The sequence below is a fragment of the Micromonospora sp. NPDC005553 genome, assembly GCF_042871765.1.
Taxonomy (GTDB): Bacteria; Actinomycetota; Actinomycetes; order Mycobacteriales; family Micromonosporaceae; genus Micromonospora.
The window spans coordinates 235,417-255,426 of sequence record NZ_JBIAJD010000005.1; the positions used below are offsets into that span (position 1 = coordinate 235,417).

20 protein-coding genes and 1 pseudogene are annotated in these 20,010 nt (G+C 73.2%); 13 read left to right on the forward strand and 8 right to left on the reverse strand.

The window, feature by feature from the left end; genetic code table 11:
• Positions 1-9: 9 nt before the first annotated feature.
• Both ACFYPG_RS21890 and ACFYPG_RS21895 read right to left on the reverse strand, forming a co-directional pair.
• Positions 10-723, reverse strand: a complete 714-nt coding sequence (locus tag ACFYPG_RS21890; protein ID WP_355009051.1) for a hypothetical protein — start codon at positions 721-723, stop codon at positions 10-12.
• Positions 724-1,185: 462 nt separating this feature from the next.
• Positions 1,186-1,644 (reverse strand): VOC family protein, encoded by a 459-nt coding sequence (locus tag ACFYPG_RS21895; RefSeq protein ID WP_387353686.1) that lies wholly within the window; start codon positions 1,642-1,644, stop codon positions 1,186-1,188.
• A gap of 155 nt (positions 1,645-1,799) precedes the next feature.
• On the opposite strand from ACFYPG_RS21895, the pseudogene ACFYPG_RS21900 reads away from it, so the two are divergent.
• Positions 1,800-1,967 (forward strand): annotated as a pseudogene (locus ACFYPG_RS21900) (TrmO family methyltransferase); the annotation flags it as partial.
• Between the two features lie 37 nt (positions 1,968-2,004).
• Here ACFYPG_RS21900 and ACFYPG_RS21905 read toward each other — a convergent pair.
• Positions 2,005-2,634 carry an MBL fold metallo-hydrolase gene (locus tag ACFYPG_RS21905; protein WP_355009054.1) on the reverse strand — a complete coding sequence of 210 codons (630 nt, stop codon included), beginning with the start codon at positions 2,632-2,634 and terminating at the stop codon, positions 2,005-2,007.
• Positions 2,631-3,719 carry an S-(hydroxymethyl)mycothiol dehydrogenase gene (locus tag ACFYPG_RS21910; RefSeq protein WP_203117359.1) on the reverse strand — a complete coding sequence of 363 codons (1,089 nt, stop codon included), beginning with the start codon at positions 3,717-3,719 and terminating at the stop codon, positions 2,631-2,633. Before ACFYPG_RS21910 ends, ACFYPG_RS21905 begins: the two co-directional genes overlap by 4 nt.
• Positions 3,720-3,903: 184 nt before the next feature.
• On the opposite strand from ACFYPG_RS21910, the gene ACFYPG_RS21915 reads away from it, so the two are divergent.
• Positions 3,904-4,323, forward strand: a complete 420-nt coding sequence (locus ACFYPG_RS21915; protein ID WP_387353687.1) for a hypothetical protein — start codon at positions 3,904-3,906, stop codon at positions 4,321-4,323.
• 26 nt (positions 4,324-4,349) lie between these two features.
• Positions 4,350-5,522 carry a low temperature requirement protein A gene (locus tag ACFYPG_RS21920; RefSeq protein ID WP_387353688.1) on the forward strand — a complete coding sequence of 391 codons (1,173 nt, stop codon included), beginning with the start codon at positions 4,350-4,352 and terminating at the stop codon, positions 5,520-5,522.
• A 41-nt stretch (positions 5,523-5,563) separates the two neighbouring features.
• Here ACFYPG_RS21920 and ACFYPG_RS21925 read toward each other — a convergent pair whose 3' ends face one another.
• Both ACFYPG_RS21925 and ACFYPG_RS21930 read right to left on the reverse strand, forming a co-directional pair.
• Positions 5,564-6,022, reverse strand: a complete 459-nt coding sequence (locus tag ACFYPG_RS21925; protein ID WP_355009057.1) for a hypothetical protein — start codon at positions 6,020-6,022, stop codon at positions 5,564-5,566.
• Positions 6,022-6,501 (reverse strand): hypothetical protein, encoded by a 480-nt coding sequence (locus tag ACFYPG_RS21930; RefSeq protein ID WP_387353689.1) that lies wholly within the window; start codon positions 6,499-6,501, stop codon positions 6,022-6,024. The genes ACFYPG_RS21925 and ACFYPG_RS21930 overlap by 1 nt, the downstream gene beginning before the upstream one ends.
• 44 nt (positions 6,502-6,545) lie before the next feature.
• Between ACFYPG_RS21930 and ACFYPG_RS21935 the strand changes: the two genes are divergently transcribed.
• The 8 genes from ACFYPG_RS21935 to ACFYPG_RS21970 all read left to right on the forward strand — a co-directional run bounded on the left by ACFYPG_RS21935 (position 6,546) and on the right by ACFYPG_RS21970 (position 16,476).
• On the forward strand, positions 6,546-7,523 hold the full coding sequence (locus ACFYPG_RS21935; RefSeq protein WP_355009059.1) for a WYL domain-containing protein: 978 nt from the start codon (positions 6,546-6,548) through the stop codon (positions 7,521-7,523).
• A gap of 92 nt (positions 7,524-7,615) precedes the next feature.
• On the forward strand, positions 7,616-8,248 hold the full coding sequence (locus tag ACFYPG_RS21940; RefSeq protein WP_355009060.1) for an ATP-binding cassette domain-containing protein: 633 nt from the start codon (positions 7,616-7,618) through the stop codon (positions 8,246-8,248).
• Positions 8,245-9,522, forward strand: a complete 1,278-nt coding sequence (locus ACFYPG_RS21945) for an extracellular solute-binding protein (protein ID WP_387353690.1) — start codon at positions 8,245-8,247, stop codon at positions 9,520-9,522. Before ACFYPG_RS21940 ends, ACFYPG_RS21945 begins: the two co-directional genes overlap by 4 nt.
• On the forward strand, positions 9,519-11,285 hold the full coding sequence (locus tag ACFYPG_RS21950; RefSeq protein WP_387353691.1) for a hypothetical protein: 1,767 nt from the start codon (positions 9,519-9,521) through the stop codon (positions 11,283-11,285). Before ACFYPG_RS21945 ends, ACFYPG_RS21950 begins: the two co-directional genes overlap by 4 nt.
• The gene (locus ACFYPG_RS21955; protein WP_387353692.1) at positions 11,282-13,666 is read left to right on the forward strand and encodes a hypothetical protein; all 2,385 of its coding nucleotides are present in this window, start codon (positions 11,282-11,284) and stop codon (positions 13,664-13,666) included. The genes ACFYPG_RS21950 and ACFYPG_RS21955 overlap by 4 nt, the downstream gene beginning before the upstream one ends.
• Positions 13,667-13,706: 40 nt before the next feature.
• Positions 13,707-14,330 (forward strand): ABC transporter ATP-binding protein, encoded by a 624-nt coding sequence (locus ACFYPG_RS21960; protein ID WP_112602474.1) that lies wholly within the window; start codon positions 13,707-13,709, stop codon positions 14,328-14,330.
• Positions 14,327-15,748 (forward strand): DUF6297 family protein, encoded by a 1,422-nt coding sequence (locus ACFYPG_RS21965; RefSeq protein WP_387353693.1) that lies wholly within the window; start codon positions 14,327-14,329, stop codon positions 15,746-15,748. Before ACFYPG_RS21960 ends, ACFYPG_RS21965 begins: the two co-directional genes overlap by 4 nt.
• Before the next feature lie 149 nt (positions 15,749-15,897).
• Complete coding sequence (locus ACFYPG_RS21970; RefSeq protein WP_387353694.1) at positions 15,898-16,476, forward strand: dihydrofolate reductase family protein; 579 nt, start codon at positions 15,898-15,900, stop codon at positions 16,474-16,476.
• Here the strand turns inward: ACFYPG_RS21970 and ACFYPG_RS21975 are convergent.
• Positions 16,466-17,968, reverse strand: a complete 1,503-nt coding sequence (locus tag ACFYPG_RS21975; RefSeq protein ID WP_387353695.1) for a PLP-dependent aminotransferase family protein — start codon at positions 17,966-17,968, stop codon at positions 16,466-16,468. The genes ACFYPG_RS21970 and ACFYPG_RS21975 overlap by 11 nt on opposite strands.
• 62 nt (positions 17,969-18,030) lie before the next feature.
• Between ACFYPG_RS21975 and ACFYPG_RS21980 the strand changes: the two genes are divergently transcribed.
• Both ACFYPG_RS21980 and ACFYPG_RS21985 read left to right on the forward strand, forming a co-directional pair.
• Positions 18,031-18,642 (forward strand): LysE family translocator, encoded by a 612-nt coding sequence (locus ACFYPG_RS21980; RefSeq protein WP_355009067.1) that lies wholly within the window; start codon positions 18,031-18,033, stop codon positions 18,640-18,642.
• 7 nt (positions 18,643-18,649) lie between these two features.
• A complete protein-coding gene (locus ACFYPG_RS21985; protein ID WP_387353696.1) occupies positions 18,650-19,390 on the forward strand; it encodes a B3/4 domain-containing protein in 741 nt (246 codons plus the stop codon).
• Here ACFYPG_RS21985 and ACFYPG_RS21990 read toward each other — a convergent pair.
• Positions 19,363-19,965, reverse strand: coding sequence for an MBL fold metallo-hydrolase (locus tag ACFYPG_RS21990; protein WP_387353697.1), 603 nt, complete (start codon positions 19,963-19,965; stop codon positions 19,363-19,365). The two genes, ACFYPG_RS21985 and ACFYPG_RS21990, sit on opposite strands and share 28 nt — an antisense overlap.
• Positions 19,966-20,010 lie beyond the last annotated feature (45 nt).

Consider the following 20,010-nt stretch of genomic DNA (forward strand, 5'->3'; position numbering starts at 1 on the left):
GTGCGGGTGTCACCACATCTGCTGGACGATGTCCGCCGCCTGCTCCTCCCACTGCGCGTACGCGTAGGGGAAGGCGGAGACCTGCACGGTCTGCGCGGCGGCGGTCAGCGGCAGGTCCTGCCAGCCGCCGACGTTCTTGAGTGCGGTGAAGAACGCCGTGGCGGCGTACTCCGGGTCGGTGATCTGGTCGGGCGTGCCCCAACCGGACGACGGACGCTGCTGGAACAGGCCCTGCGAATCGTGGTCGTTGTACGCGCCGAGGTGGCCGAGGTTGTACAGCTTCGACTCCTGCAACGAGGTGGCGACGCCGATCACCGCGCCCCGGTCACCGACGCCGGTCTTCTTGGCGGCGTCGACGATGGCCCGGGCGTTGGCCAACTGCGCGTCGTCGAGCGGTACGCGCGACTGTGCGCCCTCGATGCCGTGCGGGATCAGTTGGGCTCGGCTCGGCTTGCCGGCCGGCGGCTTGCCGGTCGCGGAGCCGGTGGTGAGGCCCGACTCGACGGGCTGGTCGTCCTGGCGGGCCGTGGTGGCGGCCTTTCCGGTGGCGCGGTCGATGGCGGCGACGGCACCCTGGTGCGGTCCGGAGGTGACCGGTGCGGCGACCGCGGTCGGCGCGAGGGCCAGACCACCGAGAGCAGCCACACCCGCCACGCTCAGCGCGGTCTTGCGGTACGAGTCCTTAGCGATGGCGGGGAGCCATCGAGTGAAGTCGACCTTCACGATGGTTGCCCTTTCGATCGTGCGGAGCGCTCCGGGGTGAACACTCCTCGGGAGATGACCGCGGAAACGGGTTTGGGCTCCGGCGGTACGGGGGACACAACCGGGTTCACGTGTCGGGCATTCCGGAATTGCCCGAACCCCGGCTGGCTGCGGCCCTGGTCACGCGCAGAGTCGGACACCGGGGCCCTGCCGGCATCAGACCAGACGGCCGTGACACAGGGTGTTTTCGGAGCGCGAGAGCGATGTGCGAACGTCAGCCTTTGCTCTGCTTACCTATATGCACCGGTCACGTTTCGTGACCACGAGGACGGACCGCGGTAGCTGGCGGAAAGGGCGTATGCGCAGCTGACGCGACGTGGTGCAGATAGGTAAGCAGAGCAAAGGGCCGTGCGGGATGTTGGGGAGGCAGGCAGGTGGCGGTTGCTCGCTACGGTGAGTGAGCGTCGAGGCCAGCACGGTGGGTCAGGCTGCGGGCCCCGCATCGCGCGTCCCGACGCCCTCGTTCGGCCCGAGGAGTTCCTGGAAGATGGTGATCTGAAGCCCGGCGGGCGCGTCGAGGCGGGAGTTGAGCGACTGCCATGGCGTACGCGTCGGCGGCGCGATCTCGCCCGCCCCGGCGGCCACCAGTCGGACGGTCGTCGCCTCCGTGTCGTCCACCTCGAAGGCCACCCGGATGCGCGGCGCGACCTGCCGGCCCACCTCAACCTCGTCGATCAGGCGTTTCTGCGCCGGGTTGGCGATCTCCAGCGTGGCGCGGCCGGCGTCCAGGATCACCACCCGCGCATCCCCCTCGCCGCTGAACGCCGCCTCCTCCGGCAGGCCCAGCGCGTCGCGGAAGAACGCGACGGCGGCCTCGTGGTCGGCGGCCTCCACCACGAGGCGCAACTGACGGACGGCGGGGACGGGCGAGTCGGCGGCCATGAGCGGGATCCTAGCGTCGCGGCCGGGTTAGGTTGGAACGTCCAGGAGGGAGCGCCGATGGTCCAGGCAGCGAGTGACGATGGCTACCTGCTGCACCCGGTCGGCCGGGTCGCCTCGCCGCTGACCGACGCGGCGACGCGAACCGTCCGGAGACCGGGGTGTTCAGCACCCGCTCACCGCACCGGCCCAACCCGATCGGCCTGCACCGGGTGCGGGTCCTGACGGTGGACGGGTCGCGCGTCGAGGTGGCCGACCTGGAGGCCCTCGACGGCACCCCGATCCTGGACGTCAAACCGGTGCTGGGCGCGGCCGACGAACGCTGAGCCCGTCGACCGCGCCCAGCAGGCCGGTGTGCTGGGCTCAGTGGCCGCGGTCCAGCCACTCCTGCAGGTGCGGTGCCTCCGCGCCGATCGTCGTGTCGTCGCCGTGGCCGGTGTGCACGACCGTCTCCGCGGGAAGTGTCAGCAGACGGGTGCGGATCGACCGGACGATGGTGTCGAAGTCGCTGTACGAGCGGCCCGTCGCGCCGGGACCACCGGCGAAGAGCGTGTCGCCGGTGAACACCGCGCCCAACTCCGGCACGTGGAAGCTGCACGCCCCGGGGCTGTGCCCGGGGGTGTGCAGCACCTGCAGCGTGGTACCGCCCACCTTGATGATCTGCCCGTCGTGCACTTCGCCGTTGGGCGGCAGGTGCGGGTGGACCATGTCCCAGAGGACCCGGTCGGCGGCGTGCAGCAGCACCGGCGCGCCGGTGGCCTCGGCCAGCTCGGGCGCCACCCGTACGTGATCGTCGTGGGCGTGGGTGGCCAGGATCGCCCGGACCTGCCGGTCGCCCACCAGGGCGAGGATCGCGGCCACGTCGTGGGGCGCGTCCAGGACGACGCACTCGCGGTCGTCACCGATCACCCAGACGTTGTTGTCCACGTCGAAGGTCTGCCCGTCGAGGGAGAACGTGCCCGAGGTGACCGCGTGGTCGACGCGGGCGGTCACGGGAACACCACCACCGAGCGGAGCACGTCGCCGTGGTGCATCCGGTCGAAGGCATTCTCGACCTGGTCGAGCGCGATCTCCTCGGTGACGAACGCGTCCAGGTCGAGCCGGCCCTGCAGGTACAGCTCGGTGAGCATCGGGAAGTCCCGGCTGGGCAGGCAGTCGCCGTACCAGCTGGACTTCAGCGCCCCGCCGCGCCCGAAGACGTCCAGCAACGGCAGCTCGATCTGCATCTGCGGGGTCGGTACGCCGACCAGCACGACGGTGCCGGCCAGGTCGCGGGCGTAGAACGCCTGCTTCCACGTCTCCGGTCGGCCCACCGCGTCGATCACCACGTCGGCGCCGAAGCCACCGGTGGCGGCACGGATCGCCTCGACCGGGTCGGTCTCGGACGCGTTCACTGTGTGCGTGGCGCCGAACTTGCGGGCCCAGTCGAGCTTGCGGCTGTCGGTGTCCACAGCGACGATCGTGGTGGCGCCGGCGAGGACCGCGCCGGCGACCGCCGCGTCCCCGACGCCGCCGCAGCCGATCACCGCGACCGAGTCGCCCCTGGTGACGTTTCCGGTGTTCATCGCCGCACCCAGCCCGGCCATCACCCCGCAACCCAGCAGGCCCACGGCGGCGGGTCGGGCCGCGGGGTCGACCTTGGTGCACTGCCCGGCGTGCACCAGGGTCTTCTCGGCGAACGCCCCGATGCCGAGAGCCGGTGCGAGTTCAGTGCCGTCGGTGAGGGTCATCCGCTGGGTGGCGTTGTGGGTGTTGAAGCAGTACCAGGGGCGCCCGCGACGGCAGGCGCGGCAGACCCCGCAGACCGCGCGCCAGTTGAGGACGACGAAGTCACCCGGGGCGACGTCGGTGACGCCCTCGCCGACCTGCTCGACGATGCCCGCCGCCTCGTGACCGAGCAGGAACGGGTAGTCGTCGTTGATGCCACCCTCGCGGTAGTGCAGATCGGTGTGGCAGACCCCGCACGACTGAATCCGGACGATCGCCTCACCGGGCCCGGGATCGGGCACCACGATGGTGGTGACCTCGACCGGTGCGCCCTTGCTGCGGGAGATGACTCCCCGGACTTCCTGGCTCACTGCGCCTCCTGCTGGTGGTCTGCGGCGGGGCCGCGTGCCGGGTGGGCGGGTGTGCCACGGGCTCGGCGGTGGGCCCCTGGCGAACCTACCGCGACCACCACGGCCAGCCCAGCCGGCCCGGCGGGTTATCGCGGGCGGTGCGGGGTACGCGGGCCGCATTCGACCACGGCCAACGGGAGTGACAATGAAATTCGCGCACCTGCCGCTACGGGTCAGCATCGGCGCGTACTTCCTCAACTCGGGTCTGGGCAAGCGCACTCTGGAGGGGACCGCCGCAGAGAGCTTGCACGGGATGGCGGTCGCCGCCATGCCCCAGCTCGGTCAACTGGAGCCGACGCGATTCGCCAAGCTGCTGTCGTACTCGGAGATCGCCCTGGGGGCCGCGCTGCTCGCGCCGTTCGTCCCGGCGCCCCTGGCCGGGCTCGGCCTGACCGCGTTCGGCGCGGGCCTGGTGCAGCTCTACCTGAAGACGCCGGGGATGCGCGAACCCGGCAGCATCCGCCCGACCCAGCAGGGCGCGGGGCTGGCCAAGGACGTCTGGCTGGTCGGCGCGGGGCTGACCCTGGTGTTGGAGGGGCTGACCCACGGCCGTCGGCGCGGCTGACCCGGCGGGCGGTCTGAGGAGTTTCGGTGACCCAGCCCCGGTCGGTGCGGCCGTTCTACCGGCCGATGCGGCCACGTCGTCGCGACGAGCCGCACCGCTCGGCCACGCCGCTGGAGCTCTTCTTCGACCTGTGTTTCGTGGTGGCGGTGTCGCAGGCCGCCGCCAACCTGCACCACGCCGTCTCCGAGGATCAGCTCGGCCACGCGCTGACCAGGTACCTGTTGGTCTTCTTCGCGATCTGGTGGTCGTGGATGAACTTCACCTGGTTCGCCTCGGCCTACGACACTGACGACGACCTCTACCGGATCGCGACGCTGGTGCAGATCGCCGGCGCGTTGATCATCGCCGCCGGCGTGCCTCGCGCGTTCAACGACGGCGATTTCAGCGTCATCACGTACGGCTACGTGGTGATGCGGATCGCGCTCGTCGTGCAGTGGTGCCGGGCCGCCGCCGGTGACCCGGCGCACCGCCCGGCGGCCCGGCGGTACGCGATCGGCGTCACCGTCGTCCAGATCGGCTGGCTGCTCCGACTGGCCCTGCCGCAGGCGTGGGGGACCGCGGCGTTGCTGCTGCTGGTCGTGGCCGACCTGCTGGTGCCGGCGGTGGCCGAGCGCCCGGGCATGACCCCCTGGCATCCGCGACACATCACCGAACGGTACGGGCTGTTCACCCTGATCGTGCTCGGTGACGTGGTGCTGGCCACGTCGGTGGCCATCCAGACCGGAGTGGACGCCGGTGACCGTCACCTCTGGTCGCTCGCGGCGGCGGCCGCCGTGATCGTGTTCGCCCTGTGGTGGCTCTACTTCGACCGGCCCATCGACGCGCCCGACCGTATGCCGTACACGCTGGTCTGGGGCTACGGCCACTACCTGATCTTCGCGGCGGTAGCCGCGGTCGGCGCGGGTCTGAGCGTGTCGGTGGACCACGAGCGGCACCTCGCGCACATCTCGGGAAGGGTCGCCGGGTACGCGGTGGCCGTCCCGATCGCCGTCTTCCTGCTCACGGTCTGGATGCTGCACGTGCGCCGCCAGCAGCACGGCGCGGTGGTCGTCGCCTTCCCGGTCGTCGCGCTGCTGGCACTGCTCGCACCGCTCGGTCCGGCCCCGGTGTACGCGATGGCGGCCCTGCTGGTCGTCCTCGTGGCGTTGACCATCCTGTTGCGCCGCCGCGACGTGGGCCCGAGCACGCCGCTGACCTGACGTCGCTCACGGATCACCCACCGGACGTCAGCGCGAGACCACTAGTCCGATGCTCGGGTGAACTCCATGATCCAGTTGGTCTCCCAGGTCTGTTCGCCGTCGACCGAGAACGCCTGCTCCCACCGGGCGGTGGTCGCGCTGATGCCCGACCAGATGAACCGGCACCGGACCGGACGCCCCTCGTGCTGGTCGTCGGCGTAGAAGTGGCCGACCCCGTCGACGAAGCGGCCCACCATCGGCGGCAGCCCCAGCACCCCGGTGTCGCTGCTCGTCCAGTAGATCGACCACTCCTGCCGGGCCGGATCGAAGACCCGGATCGTGGCGCCGGCGGATCCCTTGGTCGGGAAGGTGATCTCGTCGAAGTGACCGCCGCCGGCGAAGAAGCCGTGCGCCACCGACACCCCGGGGAACTCCTCCCACTCGTCGGAGCCGACCAGCCGCTTGCGCAGCCGCCGGTTGACGACGTTCCAGGTGCCCACAAAGAAGTCGAAGTCGCCCATCAGCGGCCCACCGGCCCTTCCGCTCGCGTGTCACGCAGATATTCGGTCAGATTCGGACTCTCCGGCAGCAGCATGTGCCGGACCCAGGCGGCCCGCTCGTGTTCCAGTACCGCCAACTCCCAGACGCAGCCCACCGCCGGGCGGCGTAGGTGGACGAAGTGTGCCGGGTCGTCGTCGGGACAGTCCAGCGCCGGCTGCCCGGCCGCGGCGACGCGGATCTCCAGCGCGTTGTCCCACACCCAGGTGTACGCCAGCAGATAGGCGCCGGTGTCCGCGCCCCGGTGCAGCACCACCCACCCGGCGGCCGGGGTGCCGTGGTCGACGACGTCGGCCAGCAGGTCGGGCAGCAGGTCGTACGCGGCCTTCTCCACCTCGGGTTCGATCGGCCGCTCCGGCTGGTCCATGTGGTAGCGCTTGAGTTGCCGGCCGCCGATCAGCACTGGCCCGGGCGTTCGTAGTTCCTTGTCGCGAAATGCCATGCCGGGACGGTAGGACGGGTCCCCTGACAACTAGTGTCAGTGAAGTGCGGGCCTCTCGACTTCTCTCCGTCCTGCTGCTGCTCCAGTCGCACGGGCGGTTGACCGCCGCGCAGCTCGCCGAGCGGTTGGCCGTCTCCCCCCGCACCATCTACCGGGACGTCGAGTCGCTGCACGCCGCCGGCATCCCGCTCTACGGCGAGGCCGGGCACGCCGGCGGCTACCAACTGGTCGACGGCTGGCGGACCCGACTGACCGGGCTGACCGCCGAGGAGGCCGACCGGCTGTTCCTCGCCGGTCTGCCCGGCCCCGCCGACGAGTTGGGCTACGGCGACGTGGTGGCGGCGCTGCAACTCAAGCTGCATGCCGCGCTCCCCGCGCCGCTGCGCGACCGGGCGACCCGACTGCAACAACGCTTCCACCTGGACACTCCCGGGTGGTACGCCGACGGCGACGCCTCCCCCGAGCTGGCCCGCACGGCCGAGGCGGTCTGGCGCCAGCACCGCGTCGAGGTGCGCTACCGCGGCTGGAACGGCGAGGTGACCCGGGTCCTGGAGCCGTACGGCCTGGTCCTCAAGGGCGGCCGTTGGTATGTGGTGGCCGACCAGCCCGGCCGGGGCGCGCCGGCGACCTACCGGGTCAACCAGATCCTCGCGTTGACCCCGCTGGCGCAGGAGTTCGACCGCCCGGACGACTTCGACCTGCCGTCCTGGTGGCGGGCGCACGTGGTGCAGTTCCGGGCCCGACTGCACCGCGACGAGGCCCACGTCCGGCTCTCCCCCGCCGGGCGGGAGCGGTTGCGCGAGATCGGCAGCGATCCGGTGGTGACAGCGATGGACACCAGCGCCGGGCCACCGGACGCGCGGGGGTGGGTGACAGCGGTGCTGCCCATCGAGTCGCTCACCCACGCCCACGGTGACCTGCTGCGCCTCGGTGCCGACGTCGAGGTACTGACCCCGGTGGCGCTGCGCGAACGGCTGGCCGCCACGGCGGCCGGGCTCGCCGCGCTCTACTCCCCCGCCTGAACAGCCCCGACCGTCTCCACAGTGGAAAGGTCGGGGGCGTCGGTTGTCGGCACGGTATGCCACCCTGGGACGGTCATCAATGGTCACCGGAGGTGAGGGCCACGTTACGGCTACGCGCACTGGTCGCCGTCCCCGGCACCGGGCCGGTGACCCTCGACGTTCCCGCCGGCACACTCGCCGCCCTGGTGGCGCCGCCTCGGTTCGGCACGGCGGTCGCCCGGGTGCTGGCCGGGCTGGCCCCGCCGGTGACCGGCCGCGTCCTCGTCGGCGACCGGGACGTCACCAGCCTGCCGCCGCCGCGCCGGCAGATCGGCTACGTGCCCGCCGGTGGCGCGCTGCTGCCGCAGCTCACCGTGCGGCGCAACATCGAGTACGGCCAGCGCAAACGCGAACGGGTGCACGAGGTGGCCAACGACTGGACGGCCACAGTGGTCGACCGGCTCGAGTTGGCGCTCTCCCTCGCCCTGCTGCCGCACCAGATCTCCGACGCCCAGCGGTTCCGGGTGGCGCTCGCCCGAGCGGCGGCCTGCCTGCCGGAGGTGCTGGTGGTCGACCTGCCCGCTGGTTCGGCGGGCGACAGCCGCCTCGGTGATCTGATGCCTCGCCTCTCGCCGCCGGACGCCCCCGGGGTGGCGGTGCTGGTCTGCACCGCCGACCCGGCCACCCTCGCCGAGATACCGGTGCGGCACGAGCTGGTCACCGAGCCGAGCGAGGCGGCCCGATGACGCCGGCCGCCCGGGTGGGTCGCCGTACGCTGCTGCGCGCCGCCGCCGCGGGCGCCACCGCCCTGGCCGCCGGCTGCTCCGGCGGAACCCGGTCGGTGCAGGTCGCCGTGGTGTGGAGCACCAGCGAGCTGGACCGGTTCCGCGAGGTCGTCGCCGGCTACCCCGCCCCGGTGCAGGTGATCAGCGCCGGCAACGACATCGACGCGTTCCTGCGCGCCCGGCACCTCGCCGGCACCATCCCGGACGTGGCGATCCTGCCGCGCCCCGGCCTGGTCACCGAGTACGCCCAGCGCGGCTGGCTGAGCCCGGTGCGCCCGTCCACCGACTATGCCGTGCGCGTCGAGCTGAGCGATCTGCTGATGACCGAGGGCGAACGCTACGGCGTCTGGGTCAAGGCGGCGCACAAGTCGCTGGTCTGGCACCTGCCCTCCATGTTGCCCGCGCCGCCGACCACCTGGGACGAACTGCTCCACCAGACCAGGGAGCTGGCCGCTCGTGCCCGACGCGACAGCGGTCCGGCGCCCCTGGCCATCGGCGCCGCGGACGGCTGGGTGCTCACCGACTGGTTCGAGAACGTTCTGGCCGACATGGCACCCGGGAGCTACTACGCCCTCGCCCAACAGGGTGCCGACTGGCAGGACACGCCGGTACGCGACGCCCTGGACCGCCTCGCCGGGCTGTGGAGCATCGGGGGCGCGTTCGTCGGTGGCGGCCGTCGTGCCCTGCTCACCCAGTACGAGGAGTCGGTGATCCAGGTGGTGCACACGAAGCGGGCGGTGATGCTCCTGGGAGCCGACTTCACCGCCGACGTCGTTCGTCCGTTCCGGCGCGGCACGGAGGCACCTGTCACGTTCCGGTTCCCGGGCACCCAGCCGGGCGGGGGTCCCCTGATCGTCGGTGGGGACGCGGCAGTGGCGTTCGCCGACGCCCGGGGCGGGGTCGAGTTGGTCGAATGGCTGGCCAGGGCCGACTCGTTCCAGCCGTGGCTACGCGAAGGCGGTTACCTGTCGCCCAACACCAACGTCTCGATCACCAGCTACACCGACGGCGTCGGCAAGCAGCTCGCCACGGAGATGCGGGCCCCCGGCACCCTGCGTTTCGACCTTTCCGACCAACTGCGCGGGGCGTTCACCGGCTCGGACGGGGTCGGCATCTGGCGGATCATGCAGGGCTTCTTCGCCGACGTCACCGACGGGGTCCGCGCCGGCGAGGCGATCCGCCGGGCCACCGGCCTGCTCGCCGCGGCGGCCCGCAGCGCGGGGGGCGGCCGATGAGCCAGGTGCGGGTCCTCGGCGAGCTGGCGGTCCTCGACGACGTCGGTCCAGCCCGGCGCGGTCGGGCCTATCCGGCGGCGGGGGCCACGTCGGCCCTGCTGCTGCCGGCCGCGGTGCTGCTCGGCGGGCTGGTGCTGTGGCCAGTGCTGCGGACCATGCACGCCAGCGTCACCACCGACGGTCGCTGGGTCGGCGCGGCGCACTTCCGGACCGCGCTCGCCGCCCCGGGCACCGGCGCGGTGGTCGGTCGGACGGTCCTCTGGGCGCTGCTGGTGCCGGCGGTGGTGACGGCACTGGGCTATCTGCTCGCCGCCGCGTCCCGCCGCTCCCAGGAGGGCGGCCTGGTCCGGTTGATCCTCCTGGTGCCGGTGGCGTTGCCGTTGGTCGTCACCGGGGTCACCTTCCGGCTGATGTACGACCCGGACCCGAGCCGAGGGCTGGCCACCCTGGTCGCGACCCGGCTGGCCGGCCGCCCGGTCGAGGACGCCCCGCAGTTGCTCGGGCCGGGAATGGTCACCGTCGCGTTGATGTCGGCGTTCGTCTGGGCCTGGGTCGGGTTGGCGGTGCTGGTCTTCCGCTCCGCGCTGGACGCGGTGCCGCCGAGCCTCGCCGACGCGGTCCGCGCCTACGGCGGTACGCGTCGTCACGTGCTGTGGGACGCGCAGTGGCGGCCACTGCTGCTGCGTACGACCGCTGTGGTCTTCGCGTTGGTGGCGGTGGGCACCAGCCGTACGTTCGACCTCATCCTGGTGATGACGCCCGGTTCGGTCCGCGACGAGGCCTCGGTGCTGGCGCTGCGGATCTGGCAGACGTCCGGGGGCACCACCACCGGCGACGGCGCCGCGCTCGGCGTGGTGTGGCTGGTGGCGGTGATCGGCGGGATCATGGTGGCCGCGCTCTTCGTCCGGCAGGCCTGGCCCCCGCCGCGCGTCGAGGCGGCACCGGAGCCCGCCCCGGTCGCCCCGCCCCGACGGGTGTTCCGGCTGCTCGCGGCGGGTGCCGCGATCGCCTGGCTGGTGCCGCTGGTGGTGCTGGTCGCCACGTCGGCCCACGGCCAGGTGGACGCGGCCGCTCGCGGTTGGTGGTCGGCGCCGCCGAATGGCGAGTCCTACCGCGACCTGATCACGGGCACCGAGCTGTGGCGCACGCTGGGCTTCACCCTGCTGCTGGCCACCGCGGTGACCGCCACGGTGCTGGTGGTGGCGCTGCTGGCCGCGTACCCGTTGGCCTGGTTGACCGGTCCGGCCGCGCAGGCCACCGGGCTGCTGCTGCTGGCGGCCAGCGTCGTGCCGATCCAGGTCATCGCCGGGCCGGTCAACGAGGTGCTGGGCCTGGTGCTCTCCTCCGGTACGGCCCAGGGCCTGGCCCTGGTGCACATCGCGCTGGGCGTGCCGTTCGCGGTGCTGGTGCTGCGCAACGCGTTCGCGGACCTGCCGGTGGAGCAGGTCCGCGACGCCCGGTTGGGCGGACGTCGGTGGTGGCACACACTGCGCCGGTTGGCCCGGCACAACCTGTCGGCGGTGGTGGCGGTGTCCGTGCTGGAGTTCGTCCAGGTCTGGAACGACCTGGTGGTGGGGCGGCTGTTCAGCGCGTCGGGGTCCTCGCCGCTCGGGCCGTTCCTGGCCGAGCAGACCCGCAGTTTCGTGAGCAACAGTGGCGCGCTGGCCGCCAGCTCGGTGCTCGCCTCGGTGCTGCCGGTGGTGCTGGTGGTCCTCTCGCGGCGGCACCTGGTCGCCGGGCTCGTCTCCGGGGGCGTGCGGTGACCGGGCCGGGTGGTGGGCGCGGCGGCTCACGCTGGCCGGCGTTGATCGCGATCGGCGGCGTGGTCGGCAGCGTCCTCGCCAACGTGGCCAGCAACCTGGCCGGCAATGTCCTCTCCGAGCTGGCGGCCAGCGTGCTCGGGCCGGTGACCATCGTCCTGGCCTCCGGCGGCGTCGTCGGTTACGTGGTGTACGAGGTGCGCCGCCGCCGGACCGGCCGGGAGGTCGACCCCGAGCCGACGGAGGTGCTCACCACCCCGGCCGCCGGGGCTCCCAACCTGCCCTACACGGCCGAGTTCACAGGTCGTGAGGAGCACGTCGACGCCCTGGTCGGTCTGCTCGCCCGGGAGCACGCGGTGGCGGTTCTGGGCCGGCGTGCGGTGGGCACCTCCGCGTGCGCTGTGCAGGCCGCGAACGAGTGCCGGGAGGATTTCCCCGACGGTCAGTACTACCTGGACCTGCGGCGGCGCGGCCGACCCCGCACGGCCCGGCAGGTGCTCACCGCGCTGGCCCGGATCCTGGGCACCGCCCCGCCGACCTCCGGCCGGCCGGACGCGCTCGCCGCCGCCGCCGACGCGCTGCGCGGTCAGCTCGACGGTCGCAAGATCGTGCTGGTGCTGGACAACGTCGACCGTCCCGACCAGGTGCGACCTCTGTTGCCGCCCACCGCGCGCACCTGCCGCCTGTTGCTCGCCGGTGGTCCGGCGCTGGTCGGTCTGGAGGGTGTGGTCGCGCACTGGATCGCCGAACCGGGCACGTCCGAGGCGGTGGAGCTGTTCGCGACGGCGGGTGGGGCCGCGCCCGCCGCCCGGGTCCGTCGCGCCGACCCACGCACCGACCCGGCGGTACGCGAGATCGTCGACCTGTGCGGGCGGCAACCGCGTACCGTCCGGGCGCTCGGTTACCGCACCGCTCAGCACGGCTGGCGGCACTCCGACGTGCTGGACGCGCTGCGCCGCGCGGTGCAGACGCCACCGCACCAGCGGCTCGCCGTCTCACCGGCGGCCCGCCTGGTCACCGAACGGGACATCGCGTACCGGGTGTTGCCCCGCCAGGCCCGACGGTTGTACCGGCTGATGTCGCTGGTCCCCGCCCCGGTGGACCGGCCCAGCATCGCCGCGCTGGCCGGACGGCACCCCGAGCTGGTGACCGCACTGCTCGACCGGTTGGCCGCGGCGGCGTTCGTGGTCGGCGCGCCCGGCGACCGGTACGAGATCCGCCCCCTGCTGGCCGGCAGCGCCCGGCTGCACCTGCGGGACGCGGATCCGGTCCGGGCCCGGGTCGCCGCGCAGGCCCGGCTGACCCGGCACCTGGCCCGTCGGGCCGAACGGCACGCGGCCAACCTGGCGGTGCTCGGCTCCTCACCCGACCGGGAGTGGTCGCTGCCGTTGGACGACGACCCGTACGGCTGGTTCGACCTGCACCAGGAGCTGCTGCTGGCGGTGGTGCGGGTGCCGGCCGGCGCGAAGGAGACCCTGCCCCGGCGGGTGCGCCGGTGGTGGTTCCGGTTGGCGGTGGCGCTGTGCGGGTGGCTGGCGTACGCCGAGCGGCTCGACGAGTGGGAGCAGGTCTGCCGCACCGTGCTGGCCACCCCGACCGCCGACGACCGTCCGGAGATCGCCGGGTGGGCGCACAACGAGTTGGGGGTGCTGCGTCGACGCCGGCACGACCCGCAGGGGGCGGCGGCGGCGCTCACCCTCGCCGTCAACGAGCGGGGGCGGCGGGGCAACGCCCAGGCGCGGATGAACCTCGGTCTGGCCCTGCTCGACCTGGGGCAGCTCGACGACGCGGTGGAGCACCTGGAAATGTCGCGCCGACACCGCTCCGGCGCCGACCGGGCCGGGCACGCCCTCACCGAGCTGGGCCTGGGCGCGGCCCAACTGGCCCGGGGCGAACCGGACACGGCACACCACCACCTGGTGCGGGCGGCCAACACGTTCCGGTCGGTGGGTGACGCGCGCGGGTACGCGGCGGCCCTGACGAACCTGGTTCTGGTGCACGCGGCGCTCGGCGAGCACCTGGACGCCGCCCAGGCGTGGCGGGCCGCACTGCGCGAGTACGAGTCCGTCAACGACCCGACCAGCCGGGCGACGGCGCTGCTCAACGCCGGGGCGACGCTGCTGAGCAGCACCCCCGGGCAGGCGCGCACGGCGTACGAGCTGCTGGCCGAGAGCCGCCGGCTGCGCGAGGAGACGCGGCCGACGGCCGGGTTGGCGCGTACCCTGCTCTACCTGGGTGACGCCTGCTCCGCGCTGGGCGACCAGGCCGACGCGCGGCGGCACTGGGCGGACGCGGCGGCCGTGGCCGAGGAGGTCGCCGACGCCCAGGGGCTGGCCGCCGCCGACGCCCGACTGGACAACGACGCCGACGGCCGGGTGACGTAGGTCGCTCGGGTTGGTCGGTGGCGTGGCTCTGGGAGACTCTGTGATCGTGGACGCGCTCTCGGTACGGGGACTCAGTCGCAACTTCGGCAACCTGGTCGTGCTCGACGAGGTGAGCTTCACGCTCCCGGCGGGCCGGATCGCGGTGGTGCTGGGCCCGAACGGCAGCGGCAAGACGACCCTGCTGCGGTGTGTCGTCGGCGCTGACCGGCCGGACGCGGGTGAGGTGCTGGTGCAGGGCCGCCGGGCCGACGAGACCGATCCTCAGGTGCGGGCGCTGGTGGCCGCTGCCCTGGACGACATCGACTTCTTCCCCGACCTGTCGGTGGTCGAGCACCTGGAGCTGGTCGCGTACGCCCACGGGGGTGACGCCGAGCCGGTCGAGGAGGTCCTCGCCGAGTTGGGTCTGGAGCCGGCCCGCGACCAGCTGCCGGTGACGCTGTCCAGCGGGCAGCGCCGCCGGCTGGCGCTGGCGTCCTGTTTCGTCCGGCCCCGCCGGGTGCTGATCCTGGACGAGCCCGAGCAGCGGCTCGACGTCCGCGGGCGACAGTGGCTCGCCGACCGACTCCTGCGGGAACGGGCGGCGGGCACTGCCGTGCTGTTGGCCTCGCACGACCCGGAGCTGATCGACGCGGTGGTCGACGAGCGCATCGAGATCGGCAAGTGACCGCCGCGCCGGCCACGATCGCCGACACGCCGGTCGGGGTGCCGACCGCCCGGCAGGTGCGAACGCACCTGCGTAAGGCACGCAGCCGGCACCACGACCATTCCCTCGGTGACGTGCTCGGCGACGCGTACGTCATGGTCCTGTTCGTGGGCATGTACGGCTGGTTCGCGATCAGCGCCAGCCGTGACCTGCTGGACTCCCCCACGGTGGGTCAGGCCGAGCCGGGCGTGCGGTGGTGGCTGGCGGTCGCCGCGCTGCTGGCGGGCGCGGGGCTGGCCTGGCGTGGTCTGCGCGCGCTCGGCCCGCTGCTGGTCACGCCGGCGACGCAGAGCTGGGCGACCAGCGCGCCGATCGACCGACGGGCCTGGCTGGCGCCGCGTTTCGTCCTGTTGCTGCTGGGCTCGGCGGCCGGCACCGCTGCGCTCGGAGTGGCGGTGGCGGCGCTCGGTGGGGTCAGCGAACCGTCCGCCCTGGGCTGGGCGGCGGCGGCCGGCGCGGGGTGGGGCGCGGCCGCGCTGGCGCTCAGCGTCGTCGCCCAGGGCAGTCGGTCGGGGCGGCGCTGGCCGACGGTGGTCGGGGCGGTGCCGATGGTGGCGGCGGCCGTGATCACCGCCCTGGTGGTGCTCGTCGGTCGCCTCGGCGACGGGCTGTCCCGGCCGGCGACGACGCCGACCGTCGCGTTGTTCGCCGCCGCGGTGCCGCTCGTGGGCGTGGGCGTGATCCTGGCGGTACGCGCGCTGCCCCGGGTCGACCGGGCCACCCTGACCACCGGCGCGCAGTTCGCCAACGCCGCCGCCACGGCCACGATCCTGCTGGATCCGAGCCTGCTCGCCGGCCTGGTGGAGAGCCGCCGCTGGCGCCGGATCGGCCGGGTTCGCAGCCGCCGGTTCCGGCCCGGCCCCGGCTGGTGGGCGCTGTTGCAGGCCGACGTACGCCGGTTGCGCCGCCACCCGAGCGCCGTGCTGATCTGGGCGGCGCTGATCGGGGTGCAGTACGCTGCCGCGCTCGCCCTGCCCGGGTTGGCCGGTGCCGCGCAGGTGGTGTTCGCGTACCTCGCCGCCAATCGGCTGACCGGTGGTCTGCGGTCGGTCAGTCGCTCCCCCGGCCTGCGCCGGGCGCTCGGTGGCAGCGACAACCTGCTGCGCGGGATCCACGTGGTGGTGCCGGCTGTCGGCGCGGGAGTGTGGTGGTTGCTGACCCTGCCGACAGTCCACCCGGGGCCGCCCTGGCTGGCGCCGACGCTGGCGCTGGGGGTGGTGGCCGCCGCGTTCCGGGCCGGCACCCGCCCGCCGATCGACTACGGCGGCGCGACGGTGAACACACCCTTCGGGATGATCCCGGTCGACCTGATGCGTCAGGGGTCACGGGGGCCGGCGCTGCTCGCCGTGCTGGTCCTCGTCCAGCTGTTCCTGGGCTGAGGATCCGCCCGGTCGGCCGGAGCCTGATCGCGGCACCACCAGATCCGGCGGCGCGTTCGGGCCGACTGTCGCTTCCGTCCAAGACAGCGCCGCGACAGCGATCTAGCGTGAACCCGGCAGCCTGCTTCCAAGCCTGAGGAGACAACACAATGCGCGACCTGGTCTACACCGGTTTCATGTCGCTCGACGGCGTCGTCGACTCGCCCGGCGGCGGGCCGGGTGAGGAGCACCGCAGCGGCGGTTGGGTGTTCAAGGACCTCGAGTTCGTCCCGGAGGCCTGGTCGCTGAAGGGCGAGGAGCTCGCCGACACGACGGCGTTGATGTTCGGCCGCCGCAGCTACGAGGCGTTCGCGCGGGTCTGGCCCGGTTCGGAGGACCACGCCGACTACAAGGAGCTGCCCAAGTACGTGGTGTCGAGCACGCTGTCCGACGACGCGCTCGTCGACGGGTGGGGGCCGACCACGATCCTGCGCTCGACCGGGGACATCGCCGCGCTCAAGCAGGGCGAGGGCGGAGCGATCTTCATCCACGGCAGCGCGGAGCTGGCCCGGCGGCTGTCCGATGAGGGGCTGATCGACCGGTACAACCTGCTCGTCTTCCCCGTGCTGCTCGGTGCCGGCAAGAGCCTGTTCGGCCGGGCCGACCGCGACAAGCACATGCTGACGCTGCGGGAGTCGGAGAGCTACCCGAACGGGATCCTCAAGGTGATCTACGACGTCAAGCGCTGATCGAGGTCGAGGCCGACGGCGCCGCGCGGGCGAGCGCGGCGGCGACGGCGGCGACGCCGGCATCGATCTCGGTGGGAGTACGGGCCGCGTAGCCGAGCACGAGGCCGGGCCGGTACGGCCGCTGGCAGTGCCAGGACAGCGGTTGCACCTTCACCCCGAGTGCCAGCGTCGCCGCCGCCAACTCGGTGTCGACAACGGTGTCGTCCAGCGTGATCATCAGGTGCAGCCCGGCGGCGGCGCCGTGCACTGTCGCCGACGGCAACGTGCGGGCCAGCGCGGCGATCATGGCGTCCCGCCGGCGGATGTGTCGCCGGCGCAGCAGCCGCAGATGCCGCTCGAAGGCGCCGGAGGTCATCAACTCCGCCAGCACCAGTTGCGGCAGCACGGCGTTGCCCAGGTCGGCGTTGCGCTTGGCGGCCATCACTGCCTCGCGCAGCCGCGCCGGCACGAGCAGCCAGCCGACCCGCAGGGCGGGGGCCAGCAGTTTGGACACGCTGCCGGCGTAGCAGACCTGCTCGGGCAGCAGACCCCGCAGGGCCGGCACCGGAGGGCGGTCGTAGCGGTGCTCGGCGTCGTAGTCGTCCTCGATGATCAATCCGCCGGCCCGCGCCCAGGCGACGAGTTGGCGGCGGCGGTCACCGTCGAGCACCACGCCGGTCGGGAACTGGTGCGCGGGGGTGAGCATCACCGCCGGCACGCCGCTGGCGATCAACTCGTCGATCCGCAGCCCGGCGTCGTCGACGCTGATCGGCGGGGTGTCCATCCGCCAGTTGTTCAGGTGCTGGCGTACCCCGAGCGAGCCCGGGTCCTCGACGGCGATCCTGGCGACGCCGGCAGCGGCGAGTGCCTGGGCGAGCAGCCCGAGCGCCTGGGAGACGCCGGCCACGATGATCACCTCGGCGGGGTCGACGCTGATGCCGCGGTTGCGGGCCAGCCAGGCGGCGACGGCCTGTCGCAGCACGGGCGTGCCACAGGGGTCTCCGTAGCCGAGGTCGGCTGCGGCGAGGCGGCGCAGCACGCTCCGTTCGGCACGCAGCCAGTCCGCGCGGGGAAAGGCGGCCAGATCGGGTACGCCGGGCGTCAGGTCGATCGACGCGTGCGCCGCGCGTAACGCCTCGAAGATGTCGGTGCCCGGTACCGGCGGGAAGGTCGTGACCGGTGCCGGCGCCGCGGTCGCTGTGGATGTGGGCGCGGCCGGCGCGGCGACGACGACAGTGCCGGCCCGGCCCCGGCCGGCGATGTGCCCCTCCTCGGTCAGGCGCTGGTACGCCTCGGTGACCACGCCGCGGGAGACACCGAGGTCGGCGGCGAGCACCCGGGTCGGAGGCAGCCGGTCACCGACCGGCACCCGCCCCTCGGCGATGGCCTGCCGCAGCCGGTCGGTCAGCCAGTCGGCGCGCCCGCCCGGCGTCGCGTCGGTGATGGTCAGGTGCAGGAAGTCGGAGCCGGCCGATATGGACCTCTCGGACGCAGTCGGTTTGGCTCTGCCCATCGGACCATTGTGGCAGCAGAGTGAGCAGGAGCCAGACCTGCCGACTCCGCCGGAGGACGATCGTGACCATCCCGTTCCTGATCACCACGCTGATCGTGGTGGTCACCCCCGGCACCGGGGTGATCTTCACGCTCTCCGCCGGCCTGTCGCGGGGCGCGCGGGCCGGGGTGCTGGCCGCGTTCGCCTGCACCCTGGGAACGTTGCCGCATCTGCTGGCCGCGATGACCGGGCTGGCTGCGCTGATGCAGACCAGCGCCGTGGCGTTCGAGACCGTCCGCTACCTCGGCGTCGGCTACCTGCTCTACCTGGCCTGGTCCATGGCGCGGGACCGCGACGCCTTCGCGGTGACCACCGACGCCCCACCCCGCTCGGCGATCCGGGTGATCGTCTCCGGGGTGCTGGTCAACCTGCTCAACCCGAAGCCGACGATGTTCTTCGTCGCGTTCCTGCCGCAGTTCGTGGACACCACGGCACCGGGCTCGACCCGGGCGATGCTCGGCTGCGGCGCGGTGTTCATGCTGCTCACCATGGTGGTGTTCAGCGGCTACGGAATCTTCGCGGCCCGGGTGCGCGACCGGGTGCTGACCCGCCCCCGGGTCACCGACTGGCTGCGCCGATCCGCCGCCGGCACCTTCGTCGCGCTCGGCGTGACCCTCGCCCTCACCGAACGATAGGAGCACAGTGCAGTTCGAACATTCTCCTCGGCTTCGCGACGCGTACCCCGATCTGGTCGCTGGTGTGGTGCAGGTCGCCGGGATCACCGCCACCGCCGACGTGGCGGCACGCACGGCCGCCCACCTCGGCGAGGCGCGGCGGCGGTTGGCCGGTGGGGCCGAGAGCGGGTTCCCGGAGATCCAGGCGTGGCGGCGGGCGTACGCGGCGATGGGGCTGCGGCCCACCAGGTACCGGTGCGCCTCCGAGGCGCTGCTGCGTCGGCTGCGCCTCGACGGCGAACTGCCCCGGGTGCACCCGCTCGTCGATCTCTGCAACGCCGTCTCGGCCGCGTACGCCATCCCGGTCGCGGCGCTCGACCTGGACCGGGTCGACGGCGACCTGGTGGTCCGGCCGGCACACGGGAACGAGGCGTACCTGAGCTTCGCGGGCGACACCGAGCATCCCGAACCGGGCGAGGTGACCTTCGTCGACTCCGCCGGGCGGGCCCACGCCCGACGATGGACCAACCGGCAGAGCGGCTGGTCGGCCGTGCGGGCGGGCACCTCGTCGGTGCTGATCGTCGCCGAGGCGCTGCACCCGGGCGGCGAGCCGGCCGTGACCCGGCTGGTCGCCGACCTCGTGACAGAGCTGACCGAGGTGTGGTCCGCCCCGACGACCGCCGCGGTGCTCACCGCCGCCACGCCGCGTTTCCGCACCCCGGCGGCGGATGACGACCGGGGTCAGGCGGTGTCGCCGGGCAGCAGGTGACGGTAGCCGGGGATCGTCTCGGCGAACCAACCCGCGACACTGGCCAGACCACGGTCGTTGAGCTGCGCGTCGTGGATCGGGTACGCCGCCGCCGCGCCCACGGCGCCGGCGAAGCGGATCGCCTCGTCCAGGCGCAGCCAGGACCCCTGGGCCGGGACGAGCAGGGTGCGCACCGGCTCGTCCGGCACGTGCAGGGCGTCGCCCGGGTGGTACAGCTCGTTGCCGATCAGGTAGCCGAGGTTCGGGCAGTCGGGCTGCCCTTCGTGGATCGCGGCGTGCCGGCCGCCGTGCGCGCTGACCGGAATGCCGGCCGCCGTGAATCGCTCGCCCGCACGGACCCGGGTCACCGGTAGCGGGGCGAGATCCGGCAGTCGGGCGCCCTCCGGCGCGTACACGGGGACACCGAGACCGGCGAGCCGCAACACGTCAATGTGGTCGGTGTGCTCGTGGGTGACCAGGACGGCGTCCGCGCCGACCAGGGCCCGCGGCTCGCTCCACGTCCCCGGGTCGACGACCAGAACCCCGCCGTCGTGCTCGACGCGCACGCAGGCGTGCGTGAACCGAATGATCCGCATCAGCCGACCGTACGCCGCCGCGCTGGCGATCGACCTCAGTGGCAC

Coding starts and splice junctions, on each gene's coding strand:
- ACFYPG_RS21895 (WP_387353686.1), bottom strand. CDS start 1,644: ATGGCCGCCGACTCGCCCGTCCCCGCCGTCCGTCAGTTGCGCCTCGTG.
- ACFYPG_RS21915 (WP_387353687.1), top strand. CDS start 3,904: ATGAAATTCGCGCACCTGCCGCTACGGGTCAGCATCGGCGCGTACTTC.
- ACFYPG_RS21925 (WP_355009057.1), bottom strand. CDS start 6,022: ATGGGCGACTTCGACTTCTTTGTGGGCACCTGGAACGTCGTCAACCGG.
- ACFYPG_RS21930 (WP_387353689.1), bottom strand. CDS start 6,501: ATGGCATTTCGCGACAAGGAACTACGAACGCCCGGGCCAGTGCTGATC.
- ACFYPG_RS21945 (WP_387353690.1), top strand. CDS start 8,245: ATGACGCCGGCCGCCCGGGTGGGTCGCCGTACGCTGCTGCGCGCCGCC.
- ACFYPG_RS21950 (WP_387353691.1), top strand. CDS start 9,519: ATGAGCCAGGTGCGGGTCCTCGGCGAGCTGGCGGTCCTCGACGACGTC.
- ACFYPG_RS21970 (WP_387353694.1), top strand. CDS start 15,898: ATGCGCGACCTGGTCTACACCGGTTTCATGTCGCTCGACGGCGTCGTC.
- ACFYPG_RS21975 (WP_387353695.1), bottom strand. CDS start 17,968: ATGGGCAGAGCCAAACCGACTGCGTCCGAGAGGTCCATATCGGCCGGC.
- ACFYPG_RS21990 (WP_387353697.1), bottom strand. CDS start 19,965: ATGCGGATCATTCGGTTCACGCACGCCTGCGTGCGCGTCGAGCACGAC.